We start from the raw sequence: 18,821 nt of genomic DNA on the forward strand, positions 1-18,821 counted from the left end.
GCATCATCATGCTAGAACTCAGACCCTTCGCCACCTTGGGCGGCGCTAACCACGGCTGGCTGGATGCACACCATCATTTTTCCTTCGCGCACTACCATGACCCCAAACGCATGAACTGGGGCAACCTGCGGGTGTGGAATGATGATGTTATCGCCCCTGGCACAGGCTTCCCTCCTCACCCACACCGCGACATGGAAATCATCACCTACGTGCGTGAAGGCGCGATTTCCCATGAGGACAACCTGGGCAACAAAGGCCGCACTGAAGCGGGCGATGTGCAAGTCATGAGCGCAGGCACCGGCATCGCCCACAGCGAGTACAACCTGGAGCCGACTGCGACCAAAATCTTCCAGATCTGGATTATCCCCAATCAGGAAGGCGACGCACCTTCCTGGGGAGCAAAGCCGTTTCCCCAGGGGCAGCGCGAAGGCTTTGTGACCTTGGCCAGCGGTAAGGACGGTGACAACGAAAGCCTGCGCATTCGCGCCGATGCCCGGCTGGTTGCGGCTAACCTGAAGGCCGGAGAAACCGCCGAATACCTGCTGGACAGCGGTCGCCGCGCTTATCTGGTGCCCGCCACCGGCACCATTGAGGTCAATGGCCTGCGCGCTGAAGCCCGAGACGGGGTCGCTGTCGTCGATGAGCGTGTGTTGCGTGTCACAGCGCTGCACGACAGCGAAATCGTACTGGTCGACATCGCCTAGAAGCGGCTACAGCGTGCAGTTACGACGTCGCAAGAGCAGGTGCCGGTCGCTTGCGACGTTGAATCCAGTACCCGAGCATGGCAATAGGAGCGGTGGCCAGCATCGTCTGTACGGTAATCTCCAGCGGATGGCTGATCATGCTCGACACCAGAATGCTCGACACAAAGCACAAGCCCAGTTGCAAGGTATTTTGCAGCGCGGCGGCCTTGCCTGAGTGCTGTGAAAACGGCACCAGCGCGTTGGCCACCACAATGGGGTAACTCGCGCCGTTAACCAGCGCCATCAGGCAAAACGGAATCAGCAGCGTGGCCAGCGTTGGCTCAGTCTGAGTTGCCACTGCGTACAGCCCCGCCATGCTTGCGCAGTACGCCACCAGTAACCACGGCAACAGCGTACGGCCCTGTATGCGCTGCAGCGCCCATCGGCAACTGTAACCGCCCACCAGAAAAGCCAGGGTCGGAAAGGCGTAGCTCAAACCAATATCACTCGGGCTGTAACCCATGTCACCGAGGATAAATGGCGAGGCGGTCAACCACGCGAAGAAACTGGCCGAACAGGCGGCAAAGATCATCACGTTACCGCTGAACACCGGTGTGCGCAGGATGTGCCAGTAACTGATGTGCGGTGCCTGCTGGCGATCCGCAGTGCGGCGTTGCTCCTTGAGCAGCAACGTCGGCACAATCAACAGCACCCCCAGCCCCAACAGCACGCCAAAAATCGCCTGCCAGCCCCAGTGATTCAACATGGCAGCCCCCAACAATGGTGCCAGCGCAGGTGACAGGCCCATTAGTGGCATGATCCCGGCGAACACGCGATTGGCCTTGTCGGCGGGGTAACGATCAATCACCAGCGCTTGCCAAGTCACCGCTGCCGCACAAATGCCGACCGCCTGCACAAACCGCAGGCTCAACAGCCCTACCGTGTTATTGACCCACAGCATGCCCAGGCAACCCAGCACAAACAAAAACAACCCGGCCAGCAGCACTGGCTTGCGCCCCAAGCGATCCGAGAGTGGCCCCCAGAGCAATTGACCAAAGGCAAAACCGGCCAGGAAAATACTCAGGCTGGCCCCCACAGCGCCGGCAGACAACTGCAGGTCGGCGCGTAGCGTATCAAAGGCGGGCAGGTACATATCCATAGCCAGGTAGCCCAACATGCTGAGCCCGGCCAAGTAGCAGGTAAAACCGAAAGAGTTCTTCATGGAGCCCCAAAAAACTTGCCATCAAACAATTTGTTGACTGGCGGCTATTATCCGCCTGATGATTTCGTTGTGAAGCGATAATAATTGCCGCCAAGCATCAATTTTTTTGAAGGTAGCTATGTGGTCTGAATACTCGCTGGATGTAATCGATGCTGTGGCCCGCCATGGCAGTTTCACTGGGGCCGCCCAGGAACTGCACCGCGTCCCGTCGGCCATCAGCTACACCGTGCGTCAGCTGGAACAATGGCTCGCCGTGCCACTGTTCGTACGCCGCCACCGGGATGTCGAACTCACACCGGCGGGCCATATGTTTATCAAAGAAGCCCGGGATGTGATGAAAAAGATGCTGGGCACCCGCCGCCTCTGCCAGCAAGTGGCCAATGGCTGGAGCGGCCAGTTGCGCGTTGGCGTCGACGCCATCGTCAAGCACCCGCGCTGCCGGCAAATGGTGACCGATTTCTACCGGCACTTTCCCGACGTCGAGTTACTGGTGCACTACGAGGTGTACAACGGCGTGTGGGATGCGTTGGTCGACGGGCGCACTGACATGGTCATCGGCGCAACGCGGGCTGTACCGGTCACGGGCAGTTTTGCTTTTCGCGATATGGGTTCGTTGCACTGGTTGTGCGTGGCCAGCCCTCGTCACCCGCTGGCTGTATTGCAGGGGCTGCTCAACGATGACCAAATGCGCCCCTACCCTTCGCTGTGCATGGATGACACCTCGCGCAGCTTGCCCAAGCGCGACACCTGGACCCTGGACAACCAGCGCCGCATGATGGTGCCGGACTGGTCTACCGGCCTGGCGTGCCTGAGTGACGGGCTTTGCGTCGGCATGGTGCCTGCGCACCTGGCCCACCCTCTGATAGAACAGGGGCAATTGACCGCGCTGCGTCTGCAACGCCCGTTCCCGGCCAGCCCTTCCTGCATTGCCTGGGCCCAGAACCATCACTCACCGGCCATGAGCTGGTTGCTGGATTACTTGGGAGACACCGCGACCTTAAGCCTGGAGTGGCTCAACGACGCGCCGGATGAGAGGGTGGCCCAAGGGTAGTGGCTTGCATTCCATTTAACGGCAACTGACCAATCCCTGTGCCTTTGCGGTCAACTCAGGCTTGGGCAACCGCCGCTCGACGCTTCTGACGCTGCGACTCCAGCCAGATCACCAGGGCCAGCAAACCAGCGCCGGCGATCAGCAAGCTGAGCAGCCAGCCCAGGGTTTCGGCCAGTTGGGTGAAGAACAGGGTGTACAACTGGATGATCAAAAACGTTATGCCATACCCCACTAACATGCCGAACCGCTGACGCAGCCCTACCGCTAACACACTGAGGCTAACCAGCGCCCAAAGCCCGTTGAATATCAGCAGCTCACCTTCCTCGGCAAAATGCCACGGCCCGTCGATCAAATCGTAACTGCCAAACAGAGACAACAGCCACAAGGACATTTCGCCGACAAACAGACCACAGGAAATCCACACCTTGGCAAACCCACTGTAGCGGGCAAGCAACCCGGCCTCACAGCGCAGATGCAACGCCCCCGCGGCCACCAGCACCGCCGCAGCAGCGAGAAACCGTAACGGATAGTTCATGCCAAACCAGTAGGCACCCCAGCCGGACACATAGCCGCTGCGACCACCAAACCAGACAAAAAACAAGACACTGCACAACGTCAGCAGGTACACATTGCCCAAGGCATAGCTAAGCACCAGCAGGACCAGGAGATCGATCAGCAGCAGCGCCGGCCAGTTGCCAGAGCCGTCCGAATAGATCATCCCCAGCACAAAACTCACGCCGATCAGGGCAAAGCCGCCGAGCAGTTCGGCGGTGCTGCCCAGCATCCTCAAGCCCTTCTCGGGCAACCAGCGCCCAACGACGAACAGGCCCAAGGTCAGCACTGACAAGCTGAGCGCCAATTTTGGCAGGGTGAACGTCATGTACTCACGTAAAAACAACAGCAGACCGGCCGCCAGGCTGATGGCACCGAACGTCAGAAACCAGCGCCCGAGTGAGCGCCAGTCCCATTGGGTCAAGGGGTACCGTTCACCAATACGGTTGTGGGTGACGGCATCGATCTGCCCCTCGCGAAGCCATTGATCAAGGACATCGTGGATCTGTCGATTGCGGCGACCCGGGCTCATGGCCGATCCTCCTTGGCACGTAGCGCCGCGTACTCAAACAACCAGCCCAACACAATACCCGCCACACCGGCCACCGCGAAAAAAGCCGCGACACTCAGGCGATCCCAGGCGTATTCGTAAAAACGCGTATAAAGGTCGATGCTCAGAAACACGACGCCAAACCCGGTGAAGCTGGGGTGTTTGAAACGAGCCCCGATGATCAACTGGCTGATGGCCCCGACGGTGAATAGCACGATCGCGAGCCCCGATGGGGACGCGCTGTAAGCGTCAAGGCTGAGAAACCACAGCGAGCAGTTGAAATAGAGCAGCCCGAAAATCACATACAAACGCCCGAAACCGCTGAAGTGGCGGAGCGGCTTTTCTTCCGCCTGTTGGTGCCAAAGCCCCAGAAGCGCTGCCAAGCCGGCAATCACTGCCATGGCTCGCGGGTCCTGGATATCGAACACATATGACCCGCCACCGTCATAACTCTCCCAGGAGCCAAGGCCGTGAAAGGTACACAGCAGCCCTAGAAACAATGGCCAGCGCAGGTGATAACGATAGGCTGTGGCCACACTCAGCAAGGCAGTGACCAGCAGTGCCAAAGGGGGGCTATCAAACGGGACCTCGTCGGAGCCCATGCCACTGAGTAACAGACTGCCACCGATCATCATCAGGCCGATGGTCAAAATGGCCACACCCGCCACCGGCATACGCCCGGCTGGATCACGCGCCAGGCGTACACCCACCCACCACAATGCCCCACCGGCGGTAAAAAACAGCACAACGCCAAGGGCGGCCGATTCGCTGAGATAACTCACACCCCCCAGGATTGCCATACCCATCAGTAACACTGCGCCGATACCCAGCCAATGCAACACCGTGGATAACAGTTGGTTGGGACGTTGATAAGGCGCGCTCAGCCGCTCCTGTGTGTGCGGGTCGATCAAACCTTGGTGCTGCCAGGCAGCAATGTCGTTAAGCATTAGCTGCTGTGTGGTTTTTGTCATGGGTTTCAGGCACCACGCTGTTGTTTGGATGATGGGTGTGGAGCATAGACGTAAACACATAGGCATCCCGTCTTGCATAACTCATTCGGTTGCCACCAATGCGTCAGCAGTTCCTGAACTTGACTGCCCATTGCTTGGGCGGGCGGCTGGTTTCGGGGGTTGTGGTGCAGGGCTTCTTGGCCAATTAAGGCAACCTGCTGAGCCAGAACTCAATCTGCTCGAACACCTGCGCAGCCAAGCGGCACAGGTGTTCAGTATTGAGTTGACTGAGGATGGTGGTAAGCGTCCTGGGGCTGACTTTGACTGATCTTCATCTCGATATCTGTCAGCTATGTCCTCAAAAGCAGACGGACTGCTCCGTTTCATCCAAGTCGCTATCAGAAAAGTCCGATGATCAGCGCCTGAAGCCGCTCGGAACTGAATTGCATTTGGGTGCCATGTCGACTGCTGGGTGCGGTAAAACTTGCCTTGAGTCAGTCTGCGAGCCACCAGTCAAACGCCCAATCCATCATGTGGCTGTTGCAGCCCTCACAAGGACAAGTCGTGATAGAGGGCGCGACGGGTAGATAAGTGCCGTGCCTATTGATTCGGCGTAGCGCTCAAACTCGGCGGGCTCTAATACCTTCGGCTTTCGTTGGAATGTGTTACGGGACACAGAAAAACACCCACAACGGGGCTTTATTTTTATCCTGAGAACGACTCGCGTTTTGACGACATCCTTTTCACACCACTTTCACATCGAAGCCCTTACATTGGATCCACTCCTTTAGTGAAATCCCATTTGGCCTGCCTCCCCAGCAGGCCATTTTTTTTGGGTGCGACGCGGCGGTGTTCAGTCTTCAAGCGCCTTGGCCGGCTTGGCGTTTTTACCGGGTGCGGCCGCTTTGCCTGGTGTTGCGGCCACTGCAGGCTCGGCCTGCTTTTCGGCCGCAGGCAGCGCGTCGATGGTTTTGAACAGCGCTTGCACGTCGACTTCACCCTCGCCTTCGAACTTCTTCTCGCCATCTTTGCCGATCAGAATCACTTTGGCCTTGTCAATGATCATTCCCGGCTTGAGCCCGCGAATCAGCGACATCGTGCCCTGCGTTTCCAGCGCTTCGTTGTCCCGTTTGCCAGCAATTCCAACAATCGTATAAAGCACCATATTGCGCTCGCTGAAGCCCTGTTTGTTGGCCGGTTCTTCCAGCGCTTTCTTCAGCGCCACCAGCGTCGGGTCAGCGTCTTCGCGGGCAACAATCACCAAGGGACGAAACTTTCCGCGGTCCTGTTCCAGCGGGCTTTTGACTTCTATTGCCTGCGCGGTGCCAGCGATCAATACAGTGGCGAGCATCAATAAACGGACAAACATCCAGACCTCCTTATCATTATCGGGCCGGATCCGTGAACGTAACGCTAATACCTTGAAACACTTCAGGTTTAGCTTGCCATTCTGAAGCCTTGGCCAAGAGGCCATCACGCAACCGGGTACCCGGACTTTGCCTTTCGCGTTTATTTTTTGCAACCATCACCCCGCTGCCGGCCTGCAGGTAAGCCGGCACACGGTAACGCTCACTTGAGCGCCAGGTTCTTTTTCGCCCGGTAATGGCGCGCAACAGCCACGACCACCATCAGCGCAACCACGACCACCACAATCGGCAAGCGATAGGGTTTGAGGTCGCCCAATATGCCCTCCAGAAACTCCCCGACCCAATACCCGGCACTGGCAAACAGCGTGGCCCACACCACGGCTCCGGCAAAATTGATGCACGTAAATTTCAAAGGCGAAACCTTGCACGCCCCTATCACCATCGGCCCGACCAGCCGCATGCCATACAAAAACCGTACAGAGAAAATCGACACCGTGGGGTATTGATTAATCAACCCGGTGACACGATCGATAGTGGCTTGTTGCTTGTGCAAACGCGGCAATAACCGAGCACCGAAGTAGCGACCGATCCAGAACAGTAACTGGTCCCCGAACATCCCCGCCAGGCTGGCATAGCCGATCACGGGCAACAGCTTCAGCACATGCTGATGAGCCGCCATCCCGCCCAGAATCAGAATGGTTTCACCTTCCAGCAAACACCCGATAAAAATGGCCAGATAGCCATAGGTGGCCAGCAAGTGGTTGACATCAATGTGTTCAAACATGGGCAGTTATTCGCTCCAAAACAAAACAAGGGGCAGGCAAACATTCAGTGGCGGTGCCGGTGATGAATGTCCGGAAAGTGCGGGTGGTTATGACGAACCGGTAAATGCACATGGGGGTGGCTGTGAGGGGCCTCACTCGATTCGCCATCGGCATGCACATGCTGGTGGTGCTCGTCATGGGTGTGGCGATGGGTATGTTCCTGGCGATGATGCTCATGGCTATGATCATGGGACTCTGTCAGATGCAACCACACGCCCACGCCCATACACGCTGCGGCCAGCCAGAACAGCGGTGAGACCGACTCCCCCAGCACCAGAATCGAAAGAGCCGCCCCTAAAAACGGCGCTGTGGAGAAATACGCTCCGGTACGCGCCGCGCCCAGGCCGCGCAAGGCCAGCACAAACAACACCAGGCTCACACCGTACCCCAAAAAACCGATCAGCAGCGTCGGCGTCAAGATCGGCAGCGGCACCCATGTTGCCCCCAGGGTCAGCGCAATCGTGCAATTCACCAGCCCGGCGAACAGTCCTTTGGCACCGGCGATATACAGTGCGTCTGAGGCCGACACCTTGCGCGTCAGGTTGTTATCCACCGCCCAGCATAAACAAGCAAACGCCACCGCCAATGGCCCGAGCCAGGAATGCGTTTCACCCGGTACCTCCCCTGTCGGCCACGACAACACAATGCCGCCGACAATAATGGCCAGCATACCCAGCACAATCCTGCGATCAGCGTTTTCCTTGAACACCGCCCACGCCAGCAGCGCGGTCAGTACGGGTTCCAGGTTAAGCATCAACGAGGCGGTTGCCCCGCTGGTGAGCGTCAACCCGGCCATCAGCGCAACGGGCCCCAACACCCCGCCAAACACAATCGCCCCCACCAACCAGGGCCACTCCCCCGCACTCAACCCGGACGCCTTCCAGCCCCGGTCGCGGATACAGCGCACCCCTAACAGCCCCAGCCCGCTGCCCAGATACAACAGCCCGGCCAGCATCACCGGCGGAATTTCAGTCCCCAGCCACTTGGCCAACGGCGTACTGGCACCAAACAACGCCGCTGCCACCAATGCATACAGCACACTTGTATTCATCTCGCCCACTTGCAAACCGATCCTGCAAGCAGACTAGACCAGGTGCTGTGCGAAATGCATCCCTCGTGCGCCCTACCGCCCCGAAAACCCGGGCACGCACCCTAGCTCCATGATTTTTCAAGTGTTTTGGCCAACGGCAGGATAAAAAAATATCTGCCGATAACGGCTATCCAACTTGCCTCACGCGCGCGGGCTCTATATATTCGTCCACCTGTCACGCAGGCACCTGAGTACTTCAACCTTAAAGCACTCGCCTGAATGACGCGCAACACCGCGCTACCGCCCGAATGGCGAAATTGGTAGACGCATGGGACTTAAAATCCCCCGTTCGAAAGGACGTGCCGGTTCGATTCCGGCTTCGGGCACCAAACACATCAAGGGCTTGCACGTGATTCGCGTGCAGGCCCTTTGTTTTTTTGTTCCGCAAAAATGGACTGCCTCCCGCCGCCATAGACAATTTCCAGCCTCACAATGAGGCGTTTTCAAAGGCTTCAGTGCTAACGCCGCCCAGATGACTGTGTCGCGGTATCGAGCAAAGGCTTGTAGTAGTTGGCAGCGAGCCAGGCTCCGCCAGGGGCACCCAGCCCCAGCAAAAGAGTCAAGACGAGACCTATATAAGCGTGTTATCAGCTATTCATTTTCAATGAGCACAACAGGGTATCTTAATATTTTTTCTCGCCAAATCGAGCAGACATAAGCGCACCGCTTGAAAATTAAGCTATAAAACAAATTGTATCTGCGTGTTTGAATGCGATTCACATTAACCTATTCGCCTACTTACGTTTAGGCTCGATCCACGACTGGGCATTTATCTATGTTTAAATTTTTTTGTGAAATTGATTGGCCAACCCTGCTTGCTTTTGCAATAACCGCACTAACAATTATATGCACAACGATTGTCACAATCAAACACCAAAAACGCGCACTCGACGCTCAAATTTCGATATCAACAGAAGCTGCTGATAGAGACAGAGAAAAATCAAGATTAGAATTTATTGCTAACAGTCGACAGGCTTGGATTAACTCGTTGCGCGATGAAGTGGCATCCTTCATCTCGGAAACATCGTCGATCTGGGATCTATTTCAACAAAAAACAGGCCGGGCCAAAACGCTGGAAGAAATGAATGCCCCGGAATACGCAATGTCGGAACTGGCAAATTGGTCGATTGCTTATGGGTCAGCTATCGCACGAGCGGAAAAAAGTCGGGCCAAAATTCGACTCTTATTGAATCCATCTGAATCAGCCTCGAAAAATCTAATGAAGGAACTCGACGAGGCATATAGCACAGCGATCTTCAAGGAAGATCCAAAGGAGAAAAATATTAAAGCGATTTCAGCACTACAGCCAATACTTAAGAAGGAGTGGGAGCGCGTGAAGAACCAAGACGGTGCCTAAAGCGCTCTCAGTCCATATCGTGATATAGCTTGGTTTAACACTCGCCTTCCAGGCATATGGCATCCAGGGTAGACATCACCTCATCAACCTCTCTGCAACTCAAGTGCAGCGCACCCTCCAGCGCGAGCGAGCCAAACAGCGTGGTCCCGGCAATCGTGGACGAGAAGAACATCTGCTCGCTGCGAGGCTCATCAATTCCGAAGTACGCGCTTACAAGGCTGGCCAGGTAATGAACGCAGACAGCACCCAAAAAAATGAACACCGCCCAAGCCTTGCGGCTAATTAAGTCATCCCGGTGCCACACAGCAGCAGCTACTGAGCCGAGGAGCCCGGCTATTGACCAATCGAGTTTTTCGAGCAAGCGGCGAAAGAACTCGATGCGCTCGACTCTGCGGGGCATGATTGAAGAAAAATGGCCAGTGCAGGCCGGGCATAGCCTAAAAACGAAAACGCCTCTGCATTTGCAGAGGCTCGGAAGAAAACTTCAGAAAACAGCAATCAGAAAATAACTGCTTTCACGTCAGGATATGGGATACCGACAAGCTCTGGCCCCCTCCAAGCTCGAAACAAGGTTACGAGCTGCTCAATGCTTAACCGGTGATCTATTTCCATATCCCCATAGACATTCAACATTTCCCGGTACTGTGGGACCCAAGAACTGCAGGGATCGAGTGAGCGCCCACCAAAGTTCGGCACTTCACCCAAGAAGCTCATTAGAACATGCAGGACACGATGCTCCGCTGGGTCATGCTTCTTCGAGAAACCAACAAACCAGCCTGGCGCGTCAACTCTTGTCATTCCTAACTGCTGTGAGACCTCGTACTTCTGCCGCTCGGAAAGCTCATCGTAAGCCACCTCAACATCGTGCCACATGTACAGTGTATCTCTTACAAACCCTAAACAGTCTGGAGCCTCAACTTCGCTAGACCGGAAGTACTGAGGATAAGCTTCGGCGATAGCCCATAGCTCGCCCGACATGACCATCTCTCGTACAAACGCAGGGTCGACGCTGTACTGAATCTCGAGCTTTTCATGAATGTCGGCAAGCATCAGTAAAGTGAGTTGCTGACTAAATTTATCAAACATCCTGTTTTCCCCAATGTAAGCCAACCGAATTGGGGAATGATGCCCAGAAATGCAGCCGCAGAAAAGCACAGTAGGACACCGCCTAAGGCTTGCACCCCGTGAATATGTGCTCAGTCTTTCCCGCTGCCCGCCAAAGACCTTATCAGCGTCGACGCCCCATCGCATCGATCTCGCCGCTCCAATCTCCCGCCGCTTTACACGCGTGTGAGGTTAGATGTGCTCAGCGTGCATGAATAGGCATGAGCATGTTTGTCTCGTCGGTGTACTGACGCGCCTGCCGACGCAGCGGGCTAGTCAGATATGACGAACCCACTATCGCATGGCTAGTCGGTGGGTTTGACAACCATGACGTGGAAGCTCTCTTACCATTGGATCACTCGTACAAAGACAGAATTCTGCGGTGGTACTATGTCAGCTAGAATGCTCGCAGAAGCCCAGCGCTCAGGGATTTTTGTACAAGAGAATCTGCGATCTGCCGATTCCTGATCATCTCAGGCGGCTTACACAGGCGCGGCAGGTACCGCCACAAAGACCTTATCAATTACTGATCAAAGAGCATTAGTTACTTCCATATGAATAGCCTTAGAAAGATTGCGCTTGTTACCGGGGCGGGACGGAGTATCGGGAGGGGAATCGCCATTCGCCTGGCCAAGCAAGGGGCCGATATCGTACTGGTCGATAATGACGAAACGCTGCTGCGGCATACGGCCGATGAGATCAAGACAGTTGGACGTCGCGTGTCAGTTTTTCTGAGCGACCTGAGTCGACAGGAGCAGTTTTGTGAGGCCGTCGATTATGCGGAAAAAACATTCGGCAGCTTGGACATCATGGTGAATAACCCTAACGTTGAGAGAGAACCCGCAAAAGCTGAAATTAGCTATAACGAGGTTGCACGGTTGATCCATCACAGTGTTCAAAGCACGCACTGGGGAATTCAAGCAGCTGCTGATAAGTTTCGTCAGCGCAGCCAAAAAGGCACGATCATCAACGTATCGTCCAGTGCCGGGCATGAAAACCCGACGCTGATAGATATCCATACCGCCTCCAAAATGGCGATACGGGTGCTGACTCAGGCCGCATCTAAAGATCTGGCACCCGATGGAATCGTAGTGACTCTGCAATGTTTCGGATCCATCATTCCAACGGCTAGATACGTGTCGTAACAAAAGGCGTGCTTCGCCGCTTGAAAAGAGCAACGAAGCTCAAGCCCTTACCTTATCGATTCGCACCGGGATATCTCGCAACCACTCACTATTACTCGTCATCCTGCCTGCGTCATGACGGTAACGTGTAACCGCCCTGAGGCAAGTGCTTCATTGGTACATGGAAGCGGGTGATCACGGCCACTACACACGCCATCGCGTCCTTAATGCTGGCGTTCGCAAGGTATGTAGCCCGCCGCCGAGCGGGCTTTTCTTGGGGTGGCAGGCACAGTACTTGGCCTGCCGAGAAAGTCATGCGTTCTGAAAGAAACGCAGGACTTCGGGCTACGAGCTATTTCATTACTGGTTGACCATTTCTTTAATCGCCCCAGTAGGTACGCTAATCAACAGGTACTTGCCCTCGATCTCTACCCACTGCTCATGCTGCCCAGGTGCTTGAAGCTTGTGACTTTTCCAGTCTTTGACTTCCAAGCTCTCACGCTGGTACTCAGTTGGGACTATATCCCCAATTTTCAGTTCCACTGCTCCGGCACCAGGCCGATCCAGGGTCACGCTAGGCCCATCGGAGGCAAAGGTAAGGCTGGACAGCGCGCAAAGCAGCCCGATGGTTAAAGCGGCAAATGGTTTCTTGTAAGTCATCATTTTTCCCTCGTTAGGCGTAGCGCAGCGATTGTATTGATCAAGCCTCTGCCAGACCGGGTAGTGCCAAGACAGGGCTTTCAGAATGCTTTAGCCCACTCATCGCGAAGACGTCACTTACCCAGTCAAGCAGGCTTTATGGAGGCCTCACCACAGCAATGTGTCTGCTGAAGTGGTATGAGGTTGACCCGCCTGCGCGGGAAGCGTTCATTAAAATGACGGCTAACTGAGGTGCAATCCCAGTTGAGCAATTCAGCAGGGTTTTATGCATCGTCCAAAAGAAAGATTCGGGCATGCTGCATGAATGCAAATAGCCACCCTGCCTCCAACCGATTGAATTTATGCGGAAAAATTTTCCCAGCAAACTGGCACGGCAGATGCGATAGCTATGGAGACATCGCCGGCAAAGATCGGCACCAGCCATCTGTGATAGTGAGGGAATACCATGAACGCCATCGACCTTCTAAAAGCCGACCACGAAAAAGTAAAAGGCATTCTTGCCCAGTTAAGCGAGTCGACTGACCGGGCCGTAAAGAAACGCACGGAGCTTTTAGAAAAACTTGAACTGGAAGTGAGCATTCACACCCAACTCGAGGAGGAAATCCTCTATCCAGCCTATAAAGCTGCAGGCGGTAAAGCAGAGGCTGAAATGTACTATGAAGCTAAAGAGGAGCATCGCACAGTCGACTCTTTGGTACTGCCTGACCTGAAAGGCACAGATCCAACAAGCCCTGAGTTCGCCGGGCGCGTGAAAGTGATCAAAGAACTCTTGGAACATCACATTGAAGAAGAGGAAACTGACATGTTCCCTCACGCGAAAAAGATTTTGGGAAAAGCCAAACTGGATGAGCTCGGGGATCAAATGCTGACTCTCAAAACAAGCTTGAAGAAAAGTTTGACCCCATCGAAAGCTGCTTGATTGACCTCTTCCACTCACAACCCAAGCCCGCTATTCAGCGGGCTTTCAGTGTTCTCTATTCTGCCTCTGCGTGACATTTAACTGGCCAGAAAGAGTCTGTTTGATGCCCACCGGCACCGGCTTTCCCATCAACCAAAAGCCCAAATGCTGTCATTCCGCGCCCCCCCTCCCACTAAATACTTATACAAAAATATTGACTTGTACAACTTAGCCTTTATGCTCATAAAGCTATACAAGAACGATATTTTGTACAAGAAAATAAGGGGGCTCCATGCTGGATATTTCAAGCGCCACCCCTCGTGGGGCCAGCCCTCAAGCAATAAAAATGCCCTGTGTGGCCTTACAAATGGCCAGAGACAGACGCCGTGCTTTGCCTCAAGTCCCCAACAGGTGGATTAACATGTCTGACTTTCTACGATCTTTTGCCTCCGAATTTGCTGCACTGGACGCCAGCAATTTAGACAAGCTCAACGAGCTTTATAGTCACGATGTCCACTTCAGTGACCCGCTCCACGACATTCAGGGCATCACGGCGCTGCAAGACTATTTCGCGCAGTTGTACGCAAACGTTAGCGAGTTGGGCTTTACGCTCCATAGCTATGACCAGGTACAAGATGGCAGCGGCTATCTTCGCTGGACCCTGAGTTTTCGACACCCTCGCCTGCACCGTGGCCAAATGATTAACGCCGATGGCTGCTCTTATATTCAGTGGCACGAGAAGGTGTATCGGCACCGCGATTACTTTGATGCCGGGGCCATGCTTTATGAGCACCTGCCGTTGATGGGCTGTGCTATTGGCTGGTTAAAAGGAAGGCTGGTATGAAGCGCATCTGGCTCACGGGTGCCAGCAGCGGTATAGGTGCCGCCTTAGCGCAGATTCTGCTGAGCCAAGGACATTTTTTGGCCGTCACTGCGCGTAATGCCGAGGCCTTGGAAAAATTACTCAGCGCGTTCCCCCAACAGGTACTTCTACTGCCCGGCGACCTGACCGACCCTCGCCAAGTGCAAGGCATGGGCGTGCAAATAGCGCACGCCTGGGGCCATCTGGATCAGGTGATACTTAACGCTGGAACCTGCGAGTATTTAGAGGCTGGACACTTCGAAGCCGGCCTCATTGAACGCGTAATACGCGCCAATGTGTTTTCTGCAGCCTATTGCGTAGAAGCCGCCCTGCCACTCTTGCGCAAGTCTCTACGACCGCACCTGGTCGCCGTGTGCAGCGCCGTCACTTATCTGCCGCTCCCCCGTGCTGAGGCTTATGGCGCTTCCAAAGCGGCAATGCGCTACCTCTTTCAATCGCTGCGCATCGATTTGGCCCACGAGGGCATCGACGTCACGCTTGTGAGCCCAGGCTTTGTCGATACTCCGCTCACGCAACAGAACAACTTTGCAATGCCTATGCGTTGGCCTGTAAACAAAGCGGCCACCTACATCACCTCTCGGCTTGAACGGCGACCGCTGGAAATAGCCTTTCCCGGGCCATTTATCGTTGTATTGCGTCTATTGGCGGCAATGCCTCAACGCCTGCAAGTGTTAATAGGCAAGCGCATGGCTCGCCCCGCCAAAGAAGAGTCTTTATGAAAATAGCAATCATCGGGAGTGGCATCTCCGGCCTGACCTGCGCCTACCTGCTGAATCGCAAGCACGACATCACCGTATTTGAGGCGAGTGACTGGGTCGGCGGCCATACCCATACGGTTGACGTAGAGGTGAAGGGGCAAAGCTTTGCCATTGATACAGGTTTCATCGTCTTCAATGATTGGACTTACCCCAACTTTATCCGCCTGTTGGACCAGCTAGGCGTGACCTCGAACCCTACCGAGATGAGTTTTTCGGTACGGGACCCGAGTACTGGCATTGAATACAACGGTAACAGCCTCAACAGTTTGTTTGCGCAGCGGCGTAACCTGCTATCGATCAGTTTCTGGGGGATGTTGCGAGACATCTTGCGCTTCAACCGTGAAGCCGTGCGTGATCTGGATCAAGCGCGTATCGCCGCGGACACTACGCTGGGTGCCTACCTGCTGCAAAAAGGCTACGGCCCGCGCTTTATAGACCATTACATCGTGCCCATGGGGTCGGCTATCTGGTCGATGTCTCTGGCCGACATGCAACGCTTCCCCCTGCAGTTCTTCGTGCGTTTCTTTAAAAATCACGGGCTCCTGTCGGCGACCCATCGACCGCAGTGGCGGGTGGTCAGCGGCGGCTCTCGCAGTTATATCGCGCCGTTAAGTGCCGGTTTTGTCGAGCGTATTCGCTTGAACTGCCCGGTGCAGCGAGTGGAACGTGACGCATGTGGGGTGACCGTGCACAGTCGCGCGGGCAGTGAACATTTTGACAGCGTGGTCTTCGCCTGCCATAGCGATCAGGCCTTACGCCTGCTATCGGCTCCCAGCCAAGCCGAGCAAGAGATACTCGGGGCATTGCACTACGCCGAGAATGACGTGGTGCTGCACACCGACACGCGCGTGCTGCCCGACCGCCGCCTGGCGTGGGCAAGCTGGAATTACCGGCTTGGCGGTACCCCCCAGCAACCCGCCGCCCTGACCTACAACATGAATATCCTGCAAGGGATCAAGAGCCATACCACCTTCTGCGTTAGCCTCAACCAAACCGAGGCCATAGCCCCTGGCAAAATCATTGAGCGCTTTCGCTACGCCCATCCGCAGTACAGCCTGGAAGGCGTGGCGGCTCAAGCCCGCTGGGGGGAGCTGCAAGGTGCTCAACACAGCTACTACTGCGGTGCCTATTGGGCCAACGGTTTTCATGAGGACGGCGTAGTCAGTGCCTTGCGCGTAGCCGCAGCTTTCGGTGAGCACTTATGAACAGCGCACTTTACCAGGGTTGGGTCAGTCATCGTCGGTTGCTGCCGCGCGCCCATGGCTTTCACTATCAAATGGGTATGCTTTACCTGGATCTTGCCGAACAAGAGCAGGTGCTGGGCTTGTCCTGGCTGGCCGGGCGGTCGCGCTGGGGGGCCTTTACCTTCCGAGAAACCGACTACTTGCCACACGCCACGCGCAAGGGCGTGATGCTGAGCGATGCTGTGCGTCAGTTGGTGGAACAGGCCTTGGGGTACGCTCCCCAAGGCCGAATCTGTTTGCTGACCCAGCCCCGCAGTTGGGGGTTGTCTTTTAATCCGATCAGCCTGTTTTATTGCTTCGAAACCGACGGCAGACTCGCCGCCATACTGTGCGAAGTCAGCAATACCCCTTGGCGAGAGCGCTATCAGTACGTGTTGCCGACCCACGCCAGCGGTGAGTCACGTCATCGGGTGCCCAAGAGCTTTCACGTCTCCCCCTTTCTGCCGCGTGACCTGGAATACCGCATGCGTTTCTCTGGGCCTGAGCAACGCTTGAACGTGACCATGCAGGATTGGCAGGGCGAGCAAAAATTCTTTGAGGCGAGCATGGGCCTGGAGCGGGTTGAACTGACGCGCCAAAGCCTGAGACGCCATCTGATAGCGTTCCCTTGGGTCACCGGTAAAACCGTACTTGCCATTTACTGGCAGGCTCTGCGGCTACTGCTCAAGCGGATGCCACTGTTTTCTCATGAAGCCGCCAACGGCGAATACCGCACAGGCACTCTGGAGTCGCGCCATGACAAACCCTAGCCTGAACCCCACCAATACGGGTGATTCTGCCACCAACGGGCTAAGCGCTCGTCTGCTCAAGAAAGGTGTTCTGCGTAAGCTGGCACAACTGCGCCACGGGCATTTAGAGATTATTGGCGACGGTGAGCCCTTGAGCTTTGGCCAACCCGGCGATGGGCTCCACGGAAAAATCGAAGTGCATGATGAGGCCTTTTGGTCAATGGCTGCACTCAATGGTTCCATTGGCGCGGGTGAAGCTTATATCCACGGGTATTGGAGCAGCCCAGACCTGACGGCAGTGATCCGTATTTTCGTTGCCAACCTTGAGGTGCTGGATGAAATGGAGCGCGGCTTGGCACGGATACGCCGCCCAATAGCCAAAGCCTTGCACTGGCTCAACCGCAACACCCGAAACGGTTCACAACGTAACATTTCAGCGCACTACGATCTGGGTAACGCGTTATTCGAAAAGTTGCTGGACCCCACCATGATGTATTCAGCGGCCATGTTCCGCTCCGCCAGCGACAGCCTCGAGCAAGCCCAAATCAACAAGCTTGCGCGCATCTGCGAAAAGCTCGATCTGAAACCTGAAGACCATCTACTGGAAATCGGTACGGGCTGGGGCAGCATGGCACTTTATGCGGCCACTCACTACGGCTGCAAGGTCACCACAACCACGCTGTCTCATGAGCAATTTGCATACACGCAACGCCGCATTGAGGAAGCAGGCCTGCAAGACCGCGTTACCCTGCTCTTGCAGGATTATCGCGATCTGACAGGAACCTACGACAAGCTCGTCTCAATCGAGATGATCGAGGCCGTTGGCCACCGCTTCCTGAGCACCTACTTCAAACAGTGCGCCCACCTGCTTAAAGACCATGGACTGATGCTTTTACAAGCGATCACCATACGGGACCAGCGCTATGAGCAAGCCAAAAAAACCGTCGATTTCATCCAGCGTTATATTTTCCCCGGGGGAGCCTTGCCCTCGGTGACGGCCATGCTCAACACCATCAGTCGCGACACTGATTTGAACCTTCATCATATGGAAGACTTCGGCCTTCATTACGCACGCACGCTGCGCCTGTGGCACGACAACCTGCGTTCAAGCCAACAGAGCCTGGAAGCAATAGGCTACGACCTGACGTTCTATCGCTTGTGGGAGTTTTACCTGTGCTATTGCGAAGGGGGGTTCTTGGAGCGAAGCATTGGCACTGCCCATCTATTGCTCGCCAAACCCGGAGCAAAACCGCAGCCATTGGAGCTAACCGCCTGAGCGGGCAAGGCCGGCTGTTTCTGAATGCCGGGCTTTTCCAGCTGGGCTGGTTCGCCTGTGTATTGGGCGCTCACCGGCCTTGGCTGCTGCTGATTGCAATTGCCTGCTTGGCGTTACACCTGTTTTGGGTAGCAGACACGTTCAATGAGTGGCGCAACCTGCTCCGTGTGGCCGCCTGCGGCTGGGTTCTGGACAGCGCGCTGTTGCATCTGGGGCTATTCGATTTTTCAGGGTCCACTTTTGTTTTGCCGTTTTGGTTGGCACTCGTTTGGCTGCTGTTCGCCAGCACCTTGGCGTACAGCCTGAAATGGACCAGGCGACCTTGGTGGATGAGCAGCCTGCTGGGTGCCGTGGCCGGGCCTCTTTCGTATTGGGGCGGGGCCAAGCTGGCAGGCGTAGGGATGCCGCTAGGCCTATGGCCCAGCCTTCTAGTGCTCGCCTTGATCTGGGCGATAGTGATGCCTGCGGCGCACGGGTTGGCAGCACAGCAGGCTCGTTGA

General features: G+C 55.6%; 20 protein-coding genes and 1 tRNA gene. 12 read left to right on the forward strand and 9 right to left on the reverse strand.

What is annotated here, in order from left to right; all coding sequences use genetic code 11:
• Window positions 1–8 precede the first annotated feature (8 nt).
• Window positions 9–704 carry a pirin family protein gene (locus tag Q1W15_RS02870; RefSeq protein ID WP_300720076.1) on the forward strand — a complete coding sequence of 232 codons (696 nt, stop codon included), beginning with the start codon at window positions 9–11 and terminating at the stop codon, window positions 702–704.
• Window positions 705–723: 19 nt separating this feature from the next.
• Here the strand turns inward: Q1W15_RS02870 and punC are convergent, their stop codons facing one another.
• The gene (punC, locus tag Q1W15_RS02875; RefSeq protein WP_300720077.1) at window positions 724–1,905 is read right to left on the reverse strand and encodes a purine nucleoside transporter PunC; all 1,182 of its coding nucleotides are present in this window, start codon (window positions 1,903–1,905) and stop codon (window positions 724–726) included.
• A gap of 118 nt (window positions 1,906–2,023) precedes the next feature.
• On the opposite strand from punC, the gene punR reads away from it, so the two are divergent.
• The gene (gene punR / locus Q1W15_RS02880) at window positions 2,024–2,956 is read left to right on the forward strand and encodes a DNA-binding transcriptional activator PunR (protein WP_300720078.1); all 933 of its coding nucleotides are present in this window, start codon (window positions 2,024–2,026) and stop codon (window positions 2,954–2,956) included.
• 55 nt (window positions 2,957–3,011) lie between these two features.
• On the opposite strand, the gene Q1W15_RS02885 is transcribed toward punR, so the two are convergent.
• The 5 genes from Q1W15_RS02885 to Q1W15_RS02905 all read right to left on the reverse strand — a co-directional run bounded on the left by Q1W15_RS02885 (window position 3,012) and on the right by Q1W15_RS02905 (window position 8,250).
• Window positions 3,012–4,040 (reverse strand): hypothetical protein, encoded by a 1,029-nt coding sequence (locus Q1W15_RS02885; protein ID WP_300720079.1) that lies wholly within the window; start codon window positions 4,038–4,040, stop codon window positions 3,012–3,014.
• On the reverse strand, window positions 4,037–5,029 hold the full coding sequence (locus Q1W15_RS02890) for a hypothetical protein (protein WP_300720080.1): 993 nt from the start codon (window positions 5,027–5,029) through the stop codon (window positions 4,037–4,039). Before Q1W15_RS02890 ends, Q1W15_RS02885 begins: the two co-directional genes overlap by 4 nt.
• Before the next feature lie 832 nt (window positions 5,030–5,861).
• Window positions 5,862–6,377 (reverse strand): DUF4174 domain-containing protein, encoded by a 516-nt coding sequence (locus Q1W15_RS02895; RefSeq protein ID WP_300720081.1) that lies wholly within the window; start codon window positions 6,375–6,377, stop codon window positions 5,862–5,864.
• Between the two features lie 200 nt (window positions 6,378–6,577).
• On the reverse strand, window positions 6,578–7,159 hold the full coding sequence (locus tag Q1W15_RS02900; RefSeq protein WP_300720082.1) for a DedA family protein: 582 nt from the start codon (window positions 7,157–7,159) through the stop codon (window positions 6,578–6,580).
• Window positions 7,160–7,203: 44 nt separating this feature from the next.
• Window positions 7,204–8,250, reverse strand: a complete 1,047-nt coding sequence (locus tag Q1W15_RS02905) for a DMT family transporter (protein WP_300720083.1) — start codon at window positions 8,248–8,250, stop codon at window positions 7,204–7,206.
• Between the two features lie 281 nt (window positions 8,251–8,531).
• Here Q1W15_RS02905 and Q1W15_RS02910 point away from each other — a divergent pair.
• Window positions 8,532–8,618, forward strand: a tRNA-Leu gene (locus Q1W15_RS02910).
• 446 nt (window positions 8,619–9,064) lie between these two features.
• A complete protein-coding gene (locus Q1W15_RS02915; protein WP_300720084.1) occupies window positions 9,065–9,646 on the forward strand; it encodes a hypothetical protein in 582 nt (193 codons plus the stop codon).
• Window positions 9,647–9,680: 34 nt separating this feature from the next.
• Here Q1W15_RS02915 and Q1W15_RS02920 read toward each other — a convergent pair whose 3' ends face one another.
• Entirely contained in the window at window positions 9,681–10,046 is a 366-nt protein-coding gene (locus Q1W15_RS02920; RefSeq protein ID WP_300720085.1) for a hypothetical protein, read from the reverse strand.
• A gap of 98 nt (window positions 10,047–10,144) precedes the next feature.
• Window positions 10,145–10,732: a YfbU family protein gene (locus Q1W15_RS02925; protein WP_300720086.1), complete on the reverse strand. Its 588-nt coding sequence runs from the start codon at window positions 10,730–10,732 to the stop codon at window positions 10,145–10,147.
• A gap of 572 nt (window positions 10,733–11,304) precedes the next feature.
• On the opposite strand from Q1W15_RS02925, the gene Q1W15_RS02930 reads away from it, so the two are divergent.
• The gene (locus Q1W15_RS02930; RefSeq protein ID WP_300720087.1) at window positions 11,305–11,895 is read left to right on the forward strand and encodes an SDR family NAD(P)-dependent oxidoreductase; all 591 of its coding nucleotides are present in this window, start codon (window positions 11,305–11,307) and stop codon (window positions 11,893–11,895) included.
• Window positions 11,896–12,234: 339 nt separating this feature from the next.
• Here Q1W15_RS02930 and Q1W15_RS02935 read toward each other — a convergent pair whose 3' ends face one another.
• The gene (locus tag Q1W15_RS02935; protein ID WP_300720088.1) at window positions 12,235–12,534 is read right to left on the reverse strand and encodes an RcnB family protein; all 300 of its coding nucleotides are present in this window, start codon (window positions 12,532–12,534) and stop codon (window positions 12,235–12,237) included.
• Between the two features lie 445 nt (window positions 12,535–12,979).
• Between Q1W15_RS02935 and Q1W15_RS02940 the strand changes: the two genes are divergently transcribed.
• From Q1W15_RS02940 to Q1W15_RS02970, 7 genes are all read left to right on the forward strand, one after another.
• Window positions 12,980–13,453: a hemerythrin domain-containing protein gene (locus Q1W15_RS02940; protein ID WP_300720089.1), complete on the forward strand. Its 474-nt coding sequence runs from the start codon at window positions 12,980–12,982 to the stop codon at window positions 13,451–13,453.
• 400 nt (window positions 13,454–13,853) lie between these two features.
• Window positions 13,854–14,276: a nuclear transport factor 2 family protein gene (locus Q1W15_RS02945; protein ID WP_300720090.1), complete on the forward strand. Its 423-nt coding sequence runs from the start codon at window positions 13,854–13,856 to the stop codon at window positions 14,274–14,276.
• The gene (locus tag Q1W15_RS02950; RefSeq protein ID WP_300720091.1) at window positions 14,273–15,034 is read left to right on the forward strand and encodes an SDR family oxidoreductase; all 762 of its coding nucleotides are present in this window, start codon (window positions 14,273–14,275) and stop codon (window positions 15,032–15,034) included. The genes Q1W15_RS02945 and Q1W15_RS02950 overlap by 4 nt, the downstream gene beginning before the upstream one ends.
• Entirely contained in the window at window positions 15,031–16,278 is a 1,248-nt protein-coding gene (locus Q1W15_RS02955; protein ID WP_300720092.1) for an NAD(P)/FAD-dependent oxidoreductase, read from the forward strand. Before Q1W15_RS02950 ends, Q1W15_RS02955 begins: the two co-directional genes overlap by 4 nt.
• Window positions 16,275–17,066, forward strand: a complete 792-nt coding sequence (locus tag Q1W15_RS02960) for a DUF1365 domain-containing protein (RefSeq protein ID WP_300720093.1) — start codon at window positions 16,275–16,277, stop codon at window positions 17,064–17,066. The genes Q1W15_RS02955 and Q1W15_RS02960 overlap by 4 nt, the downstream gene beginning before the upstream one ends.
• Complete coding sequence (locus tag Q1W15_RS02965; protein ID WP_300720094.1) at window positions 17,053–18,321, forward strand: cyclopropane-fatty-acyl-phospholipid synthase family protein; 1,269 nt, start codon at window positions 17,053–17,055, stop codon at window positions 18,319–18,321. The genes Q1W15_RS02960 and Q1W15_RS02965 overlap by 14 nt, the downstream gene beginning before the upstream one ends.
• Window positions 18,318–18,821, forward strand: coding sequence for a DUF2878 domain-containing protein (locus Q1W15_RS02970; RefSeq protein ID WP_300720237.1), 504 nt, complete (start codon window positions 18,318–18,320; stop codon window positions 18,819–18,821). The genes Q1W15_RS02965 and Q1W15_RS02970 overlap by 4 nt, the downstream gene beginning before the upstream one ends.

The sequence above is a fragment of the Pseudomonas sp. genome (assembly GCF_030150285.1).
In the GTDB taxonomy this organism is placed as follows: domain Bacteria; phylum Pseudomonadota; class Gammaproteobacteria; order Pseudomonadales; family Pseudomonadaceae; genus Aquipseudomonas.

Bases quoted from the DNA above. Each gene is read 5' to 3' on its own strand.
- Q1W15_RS02870 (WP_300720076.1), top strand. From the start codon at position 9: ATGCTAGAACTCAGACCCTTCGCCACCTTGGGCGGCGCTAACCACGGC.
- punC (WP_300720077.1), bottom strand. From the start codon at position 1,905: ATGAAGAACTCTTTCGGTTTTACCTGCTACTTGGCCGGGCTCAGCATG.
- punR (WP_300720078.1), top strand. From the start codon at position 2,024: ATGTGGTCTGAATACTCGCTGGATGTAATCGATGCTGTGGCCCGCCAT.
- Q1W15_RS02885 (WP_300720079.1), bottom strand. From the start codon at position 4,040: ATGAGCCCGGGTCGCCGCAATCGACAGATCCACGATGTCCTTGATCAA.
- Q1W15_RS02890 (WP_300720080.1), bottom strand. From the start codon at position 5,029: ATGACAAAAACCACACAGCAGCTAATGCTTAACGACATTGCTGCCTGG.
- Q1W15_RS02895 (WP_300720081.1), bottom strand. From the start codon at position 6,377: ATGTTTGTCCGTTTATTGATGCTCGCCACTGTATTGATCGCTGGCACC.
- Q1W15_RS02900 (WP_300720082.1), bottom strand. From the start codon at position 7,159: ATGTTTGAACACATTGATGTCAACCACTTGCTGGCCACCTATGGCTAT.
- Q1W15_RS02905 (WP_300720083.1), bottom strand. From the start codon at position 8,250: ATGAATACAAGTGTGCTGTATGCATTGGTGGCAGCGGCGTTGTTTGGT.
- Q1W15_RS02915 (WP_300720084.1), top strand. From the start codon at position 9,065: ATGTTTAAATTTTTTTGTGAAATTGATTGGCCAACCCTGCTTGCTTTT.
- Q1W15_RS02920 (WP_300720085.1), bottom strand. From the start codon at position 10,046: ATGCCCCGCAGAGTCGAGCGCATCGAGTTCTTTCGCCGCTTGCTCGAA.
- Q1W15_RS02925 (WP_300720086.1), bottom strand. From the start codon at position 10,732: ATGTTTGATAAATTTAGTCAGCAACTCACTTTACTGATGCTTGCCGAC.
- Q1W15_RS02930 (WP_300720087.1), top strand. From the start codon at position 11,305: ATGAATAGCCTTAGAAAGATTGCGCTTGTTACCGGGGCGGGACGGAGT.
- Q1W15_RS02935 (WP_300720088.1), bottom strand. From the start codon at position 12,534: ATGACTTACAAGAAACCATTTGCCGCTTTAACCATCGGGCTGCTTTGC.
- Q1W15_RS02940 (WP_300720089.1), top strand. From the start codon at position 12,980: ATGAACGCCATCGACCTTCTAAAAGCCGACCACGAAAAAGTAAAAGGC.
- Q1W15_RS02945 (WP_300720090.1), top strand. From the start codon at position 13,854: ATGTCTGACTTTCTACGATCTTTTGCCTCCGAATTTGCTGCACTGGAC.
- Q1W15_RS02950 (WP_300720091.1), top strand. From the start codon at position 14,273: ATGAAGCGCATCTGGCTCACGGGTGCCAGCAGCGGTATAGGTGCCGCC.
- Q1W15_RS02955 (WP_300720092.1), top strand. From the start codon at position 15,031: ATGAAAATAGCAATCATCGGGAGTGGCATCTCCGGCCTGACCTGCGCC.
- Q1W15_RS02960 (WP_300720093.1), top strand. From the start codon at position 16,275: ATGAACAGCGCACTTTACCAGGGTTGGGTCAGTCATCGTCGGTTGCTG.
- Q1W15_RS02965 (WP_300720094.1), top strand. From the start codon at position 17,053: ATGACAAACCCTAGCCTGAACCCCACCAATACGGGTGATTCTGCCACC.